The sequence below is a fragment of the Photorhabdus heterorhabditis genome (assembly GCF_018448905.1).
Classification (GTDB): domain Bacteria; phylum Pseudomonadota; class Gammaproteobacteria; order Enterobacterales; family Enterobacteriaceae; genus Photorhabdus; species Photorhabdus heterorhabditis.
In genome coordinates, this window is sequence record NZ_RCWA01000005.1 from 40,445 (window position 1) to 54,245 (window position 13,801).

Consider the following 13,801-nt stretch of genomic DNA (forward strand, 5'->3'; position numbering starts at 1 on the left):
GTTTATTCAGTATCCGGGGAGAAATCACTCAGCGGAGATTGGGCATCATCGTTAAGAAGAATTTGTACCCGCTGTTCTGCTTGTTGCAAAGTCTGTTGTCCCTGACGGGCTAATTGAATACCACGCTCAAACTCGTTCAGGGCGTCTTCCAGTGCCAGTTCACCTGATTCTAGTCGGACGACAATGTGTTCTAGCTCTTTTAATGAGCGTTCAAACGTCATTGTCGGTGCCGTTTCTGGCGTACTGTTTGTGTTTTCTGATGTTGCATTTTTCTTTGGCATAATCTTTTTACTATCTTATACAGAATTCGCCTGGGGAGGCAGACTATCCTATTATGCTGGTGCAAACAAATCCTTAGCTGGTTTTGTATTTTTTACGCGCCATGTAGCGAGATGGTGTTATACTTCGCAGCTTGATTTGACTACCAGAACATGATTGTCAGTTTTATTTATCAAAACTCCTAACTACTACTATAACTCACTATGAAGTTTATTATTAAATTATTCCCAGAAATCACGATTAAGAGCCAAACTGTTCGTTTGCGCTTTATTAAAATTCTTGCCAGTAATATTCGCAATGTACTTAAGACGTTGGGCGATAATATCGCAGTGGTTCGCCATTGGGATAATATCGAAGTTCGCACTAAAGATGAAAACCTTGGCCCTCAAATTTGTGATGTGCTGACACGTATTCCTGGTATCCACCATATCCTGCAAGTAGAAGAGCGTGAGTTTCGTGACATGCATCATATCTTTGAACAAGCTTATGAGGCTTATGGCGCATTGCTCCATAACAAGACATTTTGTGTGCGGGTTAAACGCCGTGGTAAACATGAATTTACTTCCAATGAAGTAGAACGCTATGTCGGCGGTGGTTTAAACCAGCATATTGAATCAGCGAAAGTAAAACTTAATCATCCTGATGTTACCGTCAATTTGGAAATTGATCAGGATGTGCTGATTTTGGTAAAAGCCCGCTATGAGGGAATTGGTGGTTTTCCTATCGGAACGCAGGAAGATGTGTTGTCCCTGATTTCTGGGGGATTTGATTCTGGTGTTTCCAGCTATATGTTAATGCGCCGTGGCTGTCGTGTTCACTATTGCTTCTTTAATCTTGGTGGTTCTGCTCATGAAATTGGTGTGAAGCAGGTCGCTCATTATCTTTGGAACCGTTTTGGTAGCTCCCATAAGGTCCGTTTCGTTGCGGTGGATTTTGAGCCTGTGGTCGCTGAAATTCTGGAAAAAGTTGATGATGGTCAAATGGGGGTAGTGCTTAAACGGATGATGGTAAGAGCGGCCTCTAAAGTTGCAGAGCGTTATGGGGTGCAGGCTATTGTTACCGGTGAGGCTTTAGGGCAGGTTTCCAGCCAAACATTGACTAATCTGCGTTTGATTGATAATGCATCGGATACGTTGATTCTGCGGCCACTGATTTCACATGATAAAGAGCATATTATCAGGTTGGCACGTGAAATTGGCACTGAGGATTTTGCTCGTACAATGCCTGAGTTTTGTGGTGTTATTTCCAAAAGTCCGACAGTAAAAGCGGTTAAAGCCAAAATTGAAGCGGAAGAGGCTAACTTCGATTTTGACATTCTGGAAAAAGTTGTCAGTGAAGCTCAGAATGTGGATATCCGCCAGATCGCGGAACAAAGTCGTGAGCAAGTAGTTGAAGTTGAGACAGTGACTGAATTCGCTCCGACGGATGTACTACTGGATATTCGCTCACCTGATGAACAAGACGAGCGGCCATTACAGATGAATGGCATAGAGATTAAATCACTGCCATTCTATAAGTTGAGTAGCCAGTTTGGTGATTTGCCAAAGGAGAAAACTTATTTGCTCTATTGTGAACGTGGGGTAATGAGTCGTTTACAGGCCCTTTATTTAACTGAGCAGGGTTTTGATAATGTGAAGGTTTATCGGCCTTAATTGCTTTCATTAAACATTTAGGGGTTCCATACGTGAACCCCAACTAATCATATAAAGAAAGATATTTTTGGCTATTTTTTCAGTCCTGATAGGAATATACCCAATAGATTTCAAGTTGCAGTGCGGCGGCAAATGAACGCATCCCCAAGAGCATAGATAACTATGTGACTGGGGTAAGTAAACGCAGCCAACAAAGCAGCAGCTTGAAAGATGAAGGGTATATACACCTTGTGGTAATATGAGTTGAGCCGCGACCTCTGCTGCTGTTTCTCGTCCTTTTAATAATTCAATCAGTTTTAAAGCGAAATCGAAAGCCGTTGCTGGTCCCTGACTAGTCAATAGATTGACGCGATCATCAAAATAGACTCTGCAATCAATCCATTTATCGGACGAAATTTTATCTTGCAAACTGGGGTAGCCGGTCATCTTACTAGCAGGGAATAAATTGTGATGTTCAAGCACGATGGCTGGGACTGCGCAAATTGCAGCGATAATTTTCCCTTGATAATGTGCTTTGCGGATTTTTTCGATAACTAGCGGGTTGTCCCGGAAACATTCCGCGCCCTGCATACCGCCGGGTAAGACGATGGCATCAAAGGAGTCATCAATAACTTTTTCCAGAGTGATATCCGCGACCAGTTTCACGCCTCTGGAGCAGGTTAAAACCAGTTCTCCATCTCTGGCGGTGCTGGCGATTGTAACACTGATGCCAGCACGTACCAGTAAATCGATTGTTGTAACGGTTTCTGTTTCTTCACTACCGTGAGCCAGGCAGATGAGTGCTGAAGTATTCATGGTTGTCCTCCTTATGTTTTATTAGGTTATAGATACGGGTATTTTCAGGAGTAGCTAGGCCATGTACATAGGAACGGCGCAATAAATAACCAGTGATATAGTCAATTTCAGTGCGGCGTTTTGCGCGGACATCCTGCAACATGGAAGAGTAATTTTTTGCTGTGCGCTCAATGACATCGTAGACATAGGCAGTCAGGTTGTCGATAGAGATAGGTATGTTTTCTCGTTGCATAACCTGAATAATTTCTTCGCACAAAAGATTCAATTGTTCCGGGTAACGAAGTAAATTTCCATTCCGGCATTCATAAAGTGCCGTTAGTGGGTTTATGACACAGTTAGCGGCAAGTTTCAGCCAGCTAATCGAGAGAATTTCATCATGCCATGTAACATTCGGCAAAGATCGATGTAATACATTAGCTAAAGAGCTGAGTCCGGTAGCATTTGGCGTTGCTGAGCCAATATATGTTAGCCCGGAAGCGGTATGATAAACCTGTTGGGCATTCTGATATGCGCCATGTGTTGTGACGCCAAGAAGTATTGGATTAGGCGCTGATAGCAATTTTTCCTGAGTACCCATACCATTGTGCAGTAATAAGATTGGACAATCAGCTGAAAGTTTGGGAAGTAAATCATTAACTGCATCAGCGACTTGCCATGCTTTCAGGCAGACAATCAATAATTCGCTGTTGGCAAGATGGTCATTGCTATTAGTTGGGATTGGTTGGTTGAAGACTTCGCCATTAATTTCGTCAATATGAACAGATAAATAAGACTGGGAAGTCTTTAGCCAACCTTGTACTTGATGTTTTTGTTGTGATAATGCTGCCAGCCACAGTTTTCCTATAGCGCCACAGCCAAGAACGGTTATCTTCATATATACCTGTTATCTTTCAAGTTGCCTCTTTGTTGGCTGCACTCACTCACCCCGGTCACATAGTTATCTATGCTCCCGGGGATTCACTCCCTTGCCGTCGCGATGCATCTTGAAATCCATAGGGTATATACCTTTTGAAAGACGCTGTCATAATGAATGGAAATAACAAGATCCCGCTAATCCGAGTATAGAGCTTTTGCTGATAATGGAAAGCGGTTATCATGCCAACTTATTGATTATCAGGAGGTCACGGATAATGCCATCTTTCGATATTGTCTCAGAAATTGATATACATGAAGTTCGCAATGCAGTAGAAAACGCACAGCGCGAACTTGCTACACGCTGGGATTTCCGTAATGTCAGCGCTAGTTTTGAATTAAATGAAAAAAGTGAATCTATCAAGATTGCCAGTGAGTCAGATTTTCAGGTAAATCAATTGGTTGATATTATACGTGAAAAGCTGGCTAAGCGCGGTATTGATGGAGCTGCATTGAATATCCCTGATGATATGTTGCACAGTGGTAAGACTTACAGCGTTGAAGCAACTTTGAAGCAGGGGATTGATACCCCTACGGCCAAAAAGATTATAAAGCTGATTAAGGATAGTAAATTAAAAGTGCAGGCACAGATTCAGGGTGAGCAGGTGCGGGTAACCGGCAAAGCTCGTGATGATTTGCAAAGTGTTATTGCATTGGTTCGCGGAGCAGAGTTAGGACAGCCATTTCAGTTTACTAATTTCCGGGATTGATTTTTTTCATATTGGCTAACTATTGCCGCTTAATGGATTGATATATTTAGCCTGATGTGGAGTGGGGTATTCCTGACCGGAAACCCCATTCCCAATTTGGCTTAATACTGAACCAGAATGAGTGGTTTTTTATTCGCTTTTTATATGTTCAGGTTTGATACTTAATCTATCGTGTCATTATTGGCTATCAATTGCTCAAGTTGTGCTCTATTTGTCTGTTTGGTATCTACCTTTATGTACGCGCTGTACTCTTCTGGCACAATAACGACTTCGCAAACACCCGGCTGAATAAGAATTTTTTGCTCCAATAATGCCTTATTGACTATATTTTTTGGCAGCGAAATTCTGATACTGCTGACATAAGGGGGTTGTTTCATTGTCGTGCTGATAATGAACCAAATGGTTGTCAGTACGATACCCGCCATAAATACTAGCGATGCTCCCTTTAGTTCATATAACCAACCACCAAGGCTACCCCCTAAAGCTACGCCTAAAAATTGGCTGGTGGAATAAATACCCATTGCCGTACCTTTATAACTTGCTGGCGCTTCCTTACTGATAAGTGATGGCAGAATAGCTTCCATGATATTGAAAGCAATAAAGAAAATTTGTATTCCAATAAAAATCACCCATAAATGGCGCCCCGCTGACCATAAAACAATTTCAGCAATAAATAGCATAGCGATACATAACAGAAACACTTGTTTCATGCGGCGCTTTTTTTCTGCGTAAATAATGAAGGGCAAAACAGATAAGAATGAAATCAGCATGGTGATCAGATAAACCTTCCAATGTTGTTGTGCTGGAAATCCTGCTTTCTGCATAGCTAAAGGTAGAGCGACAAAACTTGCCATTAGTAAAGTGTGCAAACTGAGAATGCCAAAGTTAAGTTTCAGTAACTGGCTATCAGCGAGAACTTTATGGAAGCTGTGACGAGCAATGCCCGATTCACGGTTAAGGATACGTTTGTCTGTAGAGGGAACAGCAAATAATGTTATCAGAATGCCACAGCCGGCCAGAATGGTAATTCCCCAGAATAATCCATTTAATCCAATGGCATGAGTAAGGATGGGGCCGAGTACAATTGCTATAGCAAAAGTAATTCCGAAACTAATGCCAATAAAAGCCATTGCTTTAGTTCGATTTTGTTCTCGGGTTAAATCAGAAAGCAGAGCCATAATTGCAGCAGATATGGCCCCAGCTCCCTGTAGTGCTCTTCCAATTATTATGTCCCAGATGGAATCGCCGAGAGCTGCAATGATACTGCCAAGTACGAAGAGTATTAGTCCACCAACAATTAGGGGTTTACGGCCGATTTTATCTGAAAGCAGACCAAAAGGGATTTGGAAAATTGCCTGAGTTAAACCATAAATACCAATAGCAATGCCGATAAGTGCTTCGGTAGAGCCTTTTAGGTTAAGGCCATAGGTTGTTAAAACAGGAAGAACCATGAACATGCCCAGCATACGCAGAGAAAAAACTGAGCCTAAGCCCCATGTTGCTCGAAGCTCAAGTGGCGTCATTTTATTATCGTTCATGATTACCTCGAAGTATTTTGATACGTCATTGTAGATAGGTTTTTGACAAGCGGTAAATAGTTAATTGAATTAATAATATTGAATTATACCTGTTATCTTTCAAGTTGCCTCTTTGTTGGCGGCGTTCACTTACCCCAGTCACATCGTTATATATGCTCCCAGGGATGCGTTCACTTGCCGCCGCACTGCAACTTGAAATCTATTGGCTATATAAGGGTAGGGGATGAGTATGAAAGGGAAATAATGGCAGTGTGCATACCACTGCCATCAGGAAGAATTATCGGACGTAAGTTAAAAAGGTTTCTGAGGACACAGTCGGGTCAACAGACATCATGACACTTAGGGAAGTAATTGCCACAATGGAAAATATAAACAACTTACGGGCCCAAACACGGTCGTTAGCGGTTTTGTAACCGGATAACGCCATTCCCAGCCACCAGACGCTCACTGCTGCTGCAACAACCAGATACTTGTAACCCGCGTAACCGCTGATTGCTAGCATTAGGGTTGCAATCATAAATGCCAGGATATAAAGGATAATGTGGTTTTTCGCCACAGATATACCTTTAATTACCGGTAATACTGGGATGTTTGCTGCCTGATAATCTTTGAAACGAAAAATAGCAATGGCATAGGAGTGCGGCATTTGCCACAGGCTGAAAATCAGTAACAGGATCAACGCGCCCGTATCAAACTGACCCGTCACTGCACAATAACCGATAACCGGAGGTGCAGCACCGGATAAACTGCCAATCAACGTGCCATAGACAGATTTCCTTTTCATGTAAAGGCTGTAAACCCCTACATATACGACAAAACCGATAATCGCTAATTGCATTGCTAAGGCATTAGCTGCTACATAGAGCAACACAATGCCAGCAATACCCAATATTGATGCATAAATCAGGCTGATTTTCGGATCAATAAGCCCTTTCACAAGGACCCGGTTTTTTGTTCTTTCCATGATTCGATCAATGTCACGGTCAATGTAGTTGTTAAATACACAACCAGAAGCCACGACTAATGAAACACCGAGCAGAGTCGATAAGAACAAAGGGTAATCAATCACCCCTTTCGAGGCGAGTAGAAAACCACCGATCACAGAAATTAAATTGCCGAAAATAATTCCTGGTTTAGTTACTTGCAGGTATTGCTTAATCATATATGCAGCTCTTTAATCAACCATCATATTAATGTTGAGGTTGTACATGATCCATAGCGAGCCAACAACAACAATACCGATAATCAAAATAGTGAACAGCAATGCGACTAAGTTCCAGCGCTCTTCTGACGAAGTGTTCATGTGCAGGAAGTAGATAAAATGAACAAGAATCTGCACAACAGCCAGCGCGACTACCGTTGTTAAGATAGTCGTATGGGAGGCAGAACCATCCATTACCATCCAGAATGGAATCACTGTCAGGATGACTGAAAGAACAAAGCCGATCAGATAAGATTTCAGGCTACCGTGGCTAGCTCCAGTATGAGCTGTATTCGAATGACTCATTACATAGCTCCTAACAGATAAACAACGGTAAATACGCAGATCCACACTACATCCAGGAAGTGCCAGAACAAGCTCAGGCAATTCAGACGGGTTTTGTTAACATCTGTTAGGCCGCGGCGTGTTACCTGAATTATCATGATGATAATCCAGACCAGACCACAGGTAACGTGGATACCGTGAGTAGCAACCAGTGCAAAGAATCCAGACAAGAATGCACTGCGGTCAGGGCCGTAGCCTTCTACAATTAGATGATGGAATTCATACAATTCCATCGCTACGAAGCCAAGGCCGAACAGGAAAGTCATACCGAGCCAAGTGTTAACTTGGCTGATGCTACCTTTATTCATGCCTAGCATGGCAAAACCATAAGTGATACTACTGAATAGCAGCAGGAAAGTTTCAACCAATACAAAAGAGAGGCCGAAAATTTCTTTACCAGATGGGCCACCTGCGGTTCCGTTAACCAGCACTGCATAAGTCGCAAACAGACATGCGAACAAAATACAGTCACTCATCAGGTAGATCCAGAAACCGAATACTTTGGTGGCTCCCGCATCGTGGTGCCCATGATCTTCATGGGCATGATTGTGGTTAGTCATAGTTTCAGTTGACATGGTTCAGACCTGCCTTGCTAATTTGTTCATGGTGTTGATTCTCAATTTGCTCAACTTCAGCAACGGGTACGTAGTAATCAACATCTTCATCAAAACTTTTCGCGATCCAAGTGATGATCATGCCAGCGAAGCCTACGATAGCCATCCACCAGATATGCCAAATCATAGCAAAACCGAAAATCAGGCTGAAGCCAGCAATAATCACACCGGCACCTGCATTTCTAGGCATATGAATTTCTTCATATTTAGCAGGACGTTTATAAGCTGTGCCTTTTTCTTTCATATCCCACCATGCATCACGGGTTTGAACATGTGGAACGTCAGCAAAGTTATAAAACGGCGGTGGAGAAGATGTTGCCCACTCTAAAGTACGCCCACCCCAAGGGTCACCAGTTAGGTCACGGTTTTGGTCACGGTCACGGATACTCACGTAGAATTGAATGACCTGACACAGGATACCTACTGCGATCAGTGCAACACCGATTGCGGAAACAACAAGAAGAGTATGGAATTCAGGGTTGATATCTTGGCTGATACGACGAGTCATGCCCATAAAGCCAAGCGCGTAAACAGGCATAAAGGCGATGAAGAAGCCTATGATCCAGAACCAGAATGCGCGGACGCCCCATTTTTCGTTTAGTGTGAAACCAAAGGATTTCGGGAACCAGTAAGCGGTACCAGCGAAACAACCAAAGACAACACCACCGATGATGACGTTATGGAAGTGTGCGATCAGGAACAGGCTGTTATGCAGAACGAAGTTTGCACCCGGAACGGCCAACAGAACCCCAGTCATACCACCAATAGAGAAGGTGACGATAAAGCCGACAGTCCACAACATTGGCGTTTTATATTCAATACGGCCTCGGTACATAGTGAACAGCCAGTTGAAGATCTTAACTCCCGTAGGAATCGAGATAATCATGGTAGCTATGCCGAAGAAGGCATTAACGTTCGCACCGGAACCCATCGTAAAGAAGTGGTGCAGCCATACGATGAATGACAATACGGTGATGGCAATAGTTGCCCATACCAGAGAGGTATAGCCGAACAGTCGTTTTTTCGAGAACGTCGCTGTAACTTCAGAGAAAACACCAAAGACCGGCAGCACCAGAATATAAACCTCAGGGTGGCCCCAAGCCCATATTAGGTTGATATACATCATCATGTTGCCGCCCATATCATTGGTGAAGAAATGGGTGCCCATGTAACGGTCTAAAGTCAGCAGAGCAATGGTAACAGTTAGAATCGGGAAGGCTGCGATGATCAGTACGTTAGTACACAGTGCTGCCCATGAGAATACAGGCATTTTCATCATAGACATGCCAGGAGCACGCATGCGCAGAATCGTGGCAAAGAAGTTAACGCCTGTCAGCAATGTACCGATACCGGATATCTGGAGACTCCATATCCAGTAATCGACCCCAACGCCAGGGTTATACTCTATACCTGAAAGCGGAGGATAAGCTAACCAACCGGTTTGAGCGAATTCACCAACACCCAGAGAGATATTGATCAGTGCAACACCGACGACGAAGAACCAGAAACTCAGTGAGTTCAGGAATGGGAATGCTACGTCACGGGCGCCGATCTGTAGTGGAACCACGATATTCATCAGGCCGACAACAAAAGGCGTCGCCATGAAGAAAATCATGATGACACCGTGGGCGGTGAAGATCTGGTCATAGTGGTGTGGTGGCAGGAAACCCGCTTCACCGGCAGAGGCAACAGCTTGCTGACCACGCATCATGATGGCATCAGCAAAGCCACGAAGCATCATGACCATTGCCACGATGATATACATAATACCGATTTTTTTGTGGTCAACGCTGGTTAACCACTCGCTCCACAGCCATTTCCATTTACGGAAATAGGTCAGGGCTCCGGCAATTGCTAGCCCTCCGAAGAGAATCCCTGCAAGAGTAACCATGATAATGGGCTCATGCAATGGGATTGCATCAAGTGTTAATTTTCCCAACATTACTTTATTCCTCAACTCCGGCATGAGCAGTTTCGCTCATATTCATGTTATGACCTGCAGTTGCACTATGGCCGCCATGCATATTCATGCCGTCCATAAATTTGGCAATAATATCGTGGTACAGGTTAGGCTTAACGCTTGAGAAGTATTCAACCGGATGATTTTGGCTTTGTTTGGCTAACTCATCAAACGCTTGCATGGTATCCAAGGTTTTGGGAGAAGCTTTCACTTTTTGAACCCATTGTTCAAAACCTTCACGATCTGCGGTAGCAGTGGCAGTAAATTTCATGCCAGAGAAACCGTGACCGCTGTAGCTGCTGGACAAACCTTTATAAGTGCCAGGTTCATCGGCAATTAAGTGAAGTTTCGTCTGCATACCAGCCATTGCATAGATTTGACCACCTAATTGTGGAATGAAGAATGAGTTCATCACAGAATCAGAGGTGATTTTAAAGTTAACAGGAACCCCGGCAGGGAAAGCAATTTCGTTAACTGTAGCGATGCCTTGCTCCGGGTAAACGAACAGCCATTTCCAATCAAGAGAAATCACTTCAATAGTCACTGGTTTTTCATCACTGACCAGTGGTTTATATGGGTCAAGCTCGTGGGTTGTTTTCCAAGTAATGGTTGCTAAAATAATAATGATAATGATAGGAACAGTCCACACTACCAGCTCAATTTTATTTGAGTGTGCCCAGTTAGGGCGGTAGGTAGCGTTTTTGTTGGTTTCACGATAACGCAGGGCAAATGTAAATGCCATGATGATTACCGGAATAACAATGATAAGCATCAGGCCAATAGCCGTGAGTATTAGTGTTTTTTGTTCAGCGCCGATAGCGCCCTTAGGATTCATCAATACCATATCGCAACCACTTAGCATAAGAGTGGCTGCGAGTATTGACAATATCCCAATACTTTTATTGTATTTCATAAGTCTCATCTAACGACTCCAAATAACAAAAGCTCTATTGTCGTTTCATCAGTGGGGGCATTCTACGGTAAGGCCATTGGAGTGTAAACATTTGTAATAGTTAGTTGTGGAGTTGTTGGTCCTTTATGTTAATGGGATCACATGCAAATGTAGGATTAATCAGAAGTTAGCTTGAAAAGGTTATTTAAATGTAACGAAATGGTGCCGAAATACTAATTTACACGAAAATAATTTTATATTTTTCGGCGGAAAGGAAAATAGTAAATTACTTTAAAGATTTTTGTGGCGGAATTTTATTTAAGAATTAAATTAACTGCGAGCTACAGCAAGAAGTAACTCACAGTTAAAATCAATAATTAGAAATTATATTTGATAGTGTAGACAACCCCATCCTGCCAGAATCCTTCACCTAATTTATTATCGGCATACCGATATTGAATACCCGTTGTGAAGGATTGGTGAGGTGTCCACCACAATGCTACTGCACCATTAATGCCGTCCCGACCACCATTGCCATAGCGTTCATTCCGGTTGAACTCCATTTCATTCCAGTTAGTTACACTGAATTTCTCTTGCCAGAGCTGAAAATCATAACCGGCTACCCAGCCGACAACGTAGCCGTTATTTCCGGAGTAGAAAGTCTGATCAACATAATGCAATGCAACGAATGGTTTTAACCAGACGCCAGCAAGCTCAGTATTGTAGCCAACACCATAAAGGGTATTTACCTCATGGAAATTTCCGCCATGTGCTTTACCGGGTAGGGAGTAAGTACCGTAAACATGGCCGTAGAGATTAAAACCAGTGTCAGCCAGATAGAAGCGCCCGGTTGTTTTAAAGGTATATCTTTGGTTATCGCCAGGTTGAGCATGCTTACTGTTGAAAGCATTTTCCAGGTCAAAAAAACCGTATAATTCACCCCAGTCAAACCCAGTTCCACCTTCCAATTCCAGGTAGGCAAAGTCGTCTTTATGAGTAGTTTGCCCTGACTTATGTGTAGTATGGCTAGTCCAGTCAAGATAGTTCATGCTGACATTGGCAAAGCCCCATTGATATTCAGCATAAGCTGGGACTGAGACAGTCGTAAACAAAGCAGTAGCTAGAATAGTGTTTCTCATAAATTTCTCTAACGCATCCATGAAAAGAATTTTTTGTTTTTAAAGCTAATTTATATAAGCCTTAAAATGATAGTCTGATTCTATGCGGATATGAATCTTCAATAATTAAATAGTTGCTCAAAAATAGCACTTTTCGACAAAATACTAGCTGAAATGTGATCATTGTCACTTAAATGTTTAAGGGAATATAAAAGGTTGACAATAGTCAACCTTTTAATAAATTAATTTAATATTTATATCTTTAAGCCGGTTTGTTCTTTATTAATGCGAGATAATCTAGAAAACAACCTAAGACAATGCCTGCGATACCAATCTGGACTCCCCATAATAGTAAGTGTTCGGCCAGATCAGGTGCACTAGTCCAGGTAAGAGCGTTGGTGATTATGGTAATTAACCAAAATGTAAGAAGGATGCTTGCTAATGACAATAATCCAAGAGCCAGTCGATAGAAATTTTTGAACTTAGTGCGTGGTATAAAATCATTAGTGTACTGGGTATAATCTAGAGTCTGACGGCAGATCAGTAGCAGTAATAACCCTGGGACAGAAACGGCTATGGAAAATAAGTAGAAGTTTGACCAGCCATATAATTCAACGAGCCAACCAGCAATTGGGCCGACGTATACCCGCCCAACAGCTGATAAGGCAGATAATAGCGCAAACTGTGTGGCGGAGAACGATTTGTTACATAAAGCCATAAGCAGAGCAACAAATGCAGCGGTCCCCATTCCATAACAGAGGTTTTCCAAAAAGATGGTGCTGCTCATGGTATAGATATTTTTGTCAGTAATCGATAACAGCCAGTATCCGATGTTGGAGATAGCTTGAAGAATGCCAAATATCATTAGTGAGCGGAATAAACTCCATCGTTGCATTAAATAACCGCCATATAATGTCCCAACGATGGTTGCGGCTAATCCCAGTGTTTTGTTGGCCATGCCGACTTCACCAGCATCAAAACCAATACCACGGATAAGAAACGTGGTACTTAGGCTGGCAGCAAAGGCATCTCCTAGCTTATATATGATAATCAACAACAGTATCAGCCATGCATTATTACGACTGAAAAAATCGGCTAATGGTTCTATTGCAGCTTGTTGGAGTGTTTTAGGGGGAAGAATGTCAACTTCAGGTTCTTTAGCCCTTAAAGTCGCATAGACGCCAATTAGCATCAATCCTGCCATCAACCAGTATATATGTTGCCAGCCAATATAGCGGTCTGCGATCCATAATGCTAATCCACCCGAAACTAACATTGCTAATCGATAACCCAGTACTGAAACTGCGGCACCTACCCCCCGTTCTTCGCTGTGCAGTAAATCTGCTTTATAAGCATCAAAGACGATATCTTGTGATGCGGAACAGAAAGCAACAGTTACCGCTAGTACGGCTAACCACCATAGATGTTGAGACGGTTGGAGAAAGCCCATTGCAGCGATACTGGCTATGAGTAATAACTGTGTTACAAGCAACCAGCCACGGCGACGTCCAAGAAAAGAGGGGGTAAACCGGTCCATAAAAGGGGACCAGAAAAATTTGAAAACATATGCTTGGCCAACAAGGGAAAAGAAACCTATTGTTTTAAGATCGACGTCTTCAACGGTCATCCATGCTTGCAAGGTGCTGGCAGTGAGTGCGAGAGGTAAACCAGAAGCAAAACCGAGTAAAAGTAAGATACGTGAATTATGTTGAGTAAAAACGGTGAGATAACGATAAGACATGGGCCTCCCAAACTCTACCCCTGAGGGGCAGAGTAAGCAATTAA

The 13,801-nt window shown here is 42.8% G+C and carries 12 protein-coding genes and 1 pseudogene; 2 read left to right on the plus strand and 11 right to left on the minus strand.

Features of this window, described 5'->3' with window-relative positions; genetic code table 11:
* Nucleotides 1-2: 2 nt before the first annotated feature.
* Entirely contained in the window at nucleotides 3-281 is a 279-nt protein-coding gene (gene xseB, locus EAE89_RS04610; RefSeq protein WP_054476858.1) for an exodeoxyribonuclease VII small subunit, read from the minus strand.
* Nucleotides 282-482: 201 nt separating this feature from the next.
* On the opposite strand from xseB, the gene thiI reads away from it, so the two are divergent.
* Nucleotides 483-1,931: a tRNA uracil 4-sulfurtransferase ThiI gene (thiI, locus tag EAE89_RS04615; protein ID WP_172908825.1), complete on the plus strand. Its 1,449-nt coding sequence runs from the start codon at nucleotides 483-485 to the stop codon at nucleotides 1,929-1,931.
* A gap of 219 nt (nucleotides 1,932-2,150) precedes the next feature.
* Here the strand turns inward: thiI and yajL are convergent.
* A pseudogene (yajL, locus tag EAE89_RS04620) lies at nucleotides 2,151-2,726 on the minus strand (protein deglycase YajL); the annotation flags it as partial.
* Nucleotides 2,689-3,600, minus strand: coding sequence for a 2-dehydropantoate 2-reductase (gene panE / locus EAE89_RS04625; RefSeq protein WP_214085448.1), 912 nt, complete (start codon nucleotides 3,598-3,600; stop codon nucleotides 2,689-2,691). The gene panE and the pseudogene yajL, both read right to left, overlap by 38 nt.
* Nucleotides 3,601-3,856: 256 nt before the next feature.
* Between panE and EAE89_RS04630 the strand changes: the two genes are divergently transcribed.
* The gene (locus EAE89_RS04630) at nucleotides 3,857-4,348 is read left to right on the plus strand and encodes a YajQ family cyclic di-GMP-binding protein (protein ID WP_054476864.1); all 492 of its coding nucleotides are present in this window, start codon (nucleotides 3,857-3,859) and stop codon (nucleotides 4,346-4,348) included.
* Nucleotides 4,349-4,509: 161 nt separating this feature from the next.
* On the opposite strand, the gene EAE89_RS04635 is transcribed toward EAE89_RS04630, so the two are convergent.
* The 8 genes from EAE89_RS04635 to ampG all read right to left on the minus strand — a co-directional run bounded on the left by EAE89_RS04635 (nucleotide 4,510) and on the right by ampG (nucleotide 13,757).
* Nucleotides 4,510-5,886, minus strand: a complete 1,377-nt coding sequence (locus EAE89_RS04635; RefSeq protein ID WP_214085449.1) for an MFS transporter — start codon at nucleotides 5,884-5,886, stop codon at nucleotides 4,510-4,512.
* Nucleotides 5,887-6,163: 277 nt separating this feature from the next.
* Nucleotides 6,164-7,048: a heme o synthase gene (cyoE, locus tag EAE89_RS04640; RefSeq protein WP_054476866.1), complete on the minus strand. Its 885-nt coding sequence runs from the start codon at nucleotides 7,046-7,048 to the stop codon at nucleotides 6,164-6,166.
* A gap of 12 nt (nucleotides 7,049-7,060) precedes the next feature.
* Complete coding sequence (locus EAE89_RS04645; RefSeq protein WP_036772850.1) at nucleotides 7,061-7,393, minus strand: cytochrome o ubiquinol oxidase subunit IV; 333 nt, start codon at nucleotides 7,391-7,393, stop codon at nucleotides 7,061-7,063.
* On the minus strand, nucleotides 7,393-8,007 hold the full coding sequence (locus EAE89_RS04650; RefSeq protein ID WP_054476867.1) for a cytochrome o ubiquinol oxidase subunit III: 615 nt from the start codon (nucleotides 8,005-8,007) through the stop codon (nucleotides 7,393-7,395). Before EAE89_RS04650 ends, EAE89_RS04645 begins: the two co-directional genes overlap by 1 nt.
* Complete coding sequence (gene cyoB, locus EAE89_RS04655) at nucleotides 7,997-9,988, minus strand: cytochrome o ubiquinol oxidase subunit I (protein ID WP_054476870.1); 1,992 nt, start codon at nucleotides 9,986-9,988, stop codon at nucleotides 7,997-7,999. The genes EAE89_RS04650 and cyoB overlap by 11 nt, the downstream gene beginning before the upstream one ends.
* A gap of 4 nt (nucleotides 9,989-9,992) precedes the next feature.
* A complete protein-coding gene (gene cyoA, locus EAE89_RS04660; RefSeq protein ID WP_054476872.1) occupies nucleotides 9,993-10,928 on the minus strand; it encodes a cytochrome o ubiquinol oxidase subunit II in 936 nt (311 codons plus the stop codon).
* Between the two features lie 347 nt (nucleotides 10,929-11,275).
* The gene (locus tag EAE89_RS04665) at nucleotides 11,276-12,037 is read right to left on the minus strand and encodes a nucleoside-specific channel-forming Tsx family protein (protein WP_054476874.1); all 762 of its coding nucleotides are present in this window, start codon (nucleotides 12,035-12,037) and stop codon (nucleotides 11,276-11,278) included.
* Between the two features lie 241 nt (nucleotides 12,038-12,278).
* Complete coding sequence (gene ampG, locus EAE89_RS04670; protein WP_054476876.1) at nucleotides 12,279-13,757, minus strand: muropeptide MFS transporter AmpG; 1,479 nt, start codon at nucleotides 13,755-13,757, stop codon at nucleotides 12,279-12,281.
* Nucleotides 13,758-13,801 lie beyond the last annotated feature (44 nt).

Excerpts from the sequence above, each read along its gene's own strand:
- EAE89_RS04650 (WP_054476867.1), bottom strand. The coding sequence starts at position 8,007 with ATGTCAACTGAAACTATGACTAACCACAATCATGCCCATGAAGATCAT.
- EAE89_RS04635 (WP_214085449.1), bottom strand. The coding sequence starts at position 5,886 with ATGAACGATAATAAAATGACGCCACTTGAGCTTCGAGCAACATGGGGC.
- thiI (WP_172908825.1), top strand. The coding sequence starts at position 483 with ATGAAGTTTATTATTAAATTATTCCCAGAAATCACGATTAAGAGCCAA.
- EAE89_RS04665 (WP_054476874.1), bottom strand. The coding sequence starts at position 12,037 with ATGAGAAACACTATTCTAGCTACTGCTTTGTTTACGACTGTCTCAGTC.
- ampG (WP_054476876.1), bottom strand. The coding sequence starts at position 13,757 with ATGTCTTATCGTTATCTCACCGTTTTTACTCAACATAATTCACGTATC.
- cyoB (WP_054476870.1), bottom strand. The coding sequence starts at position 9,988 with ATGTTGGGAAAATTAACACTTGATGCAATCCCATTGCATGAGCCCATT.
- cyoE (WP_054476866.1), bottom strand. The coding sequence starts at position 7,048 with ATGATTAAGCAATACCTGCAAGTAACTAAACCAGGAATTATTTTCGGC.
- xseB (WP_054476858.1), bottom strand. The coding sequence starts at position 281 with ATGCCAAAGAAAAATGCAACATCAGAAAACACAAACAGTACGCCAGAA.
- panE (WP_214085448.1), bottom strand. The coding sequence starts at position 3,600 with ATGAAGATAACCGTTCTTGGCTGTGGCGCTATAGGAAAACTGTGGCTG.
- EAE89_RS04630 (WP_054476864.1), top strand. The coding sequence starts at position 3,857 with ATGCCATCTTTCGATATTGTCTCAGAAATTGATATACATGAAGTTCGC.
- cyoA (WP_054476872.1), bottom strand. The coding sequence starts at position 10,928 with ATGAGACTTATGAAATACAATAAAAGTATTGGGATATTGTCAATACTC.
- EAE89_RS04645 (WP_036772850.1), bottom strand. The coding sequence starts at position 7,393 with ATGAGTCATTCGAATACAGCTCATACTGGAGCTAGCCACGGTAGCCTG.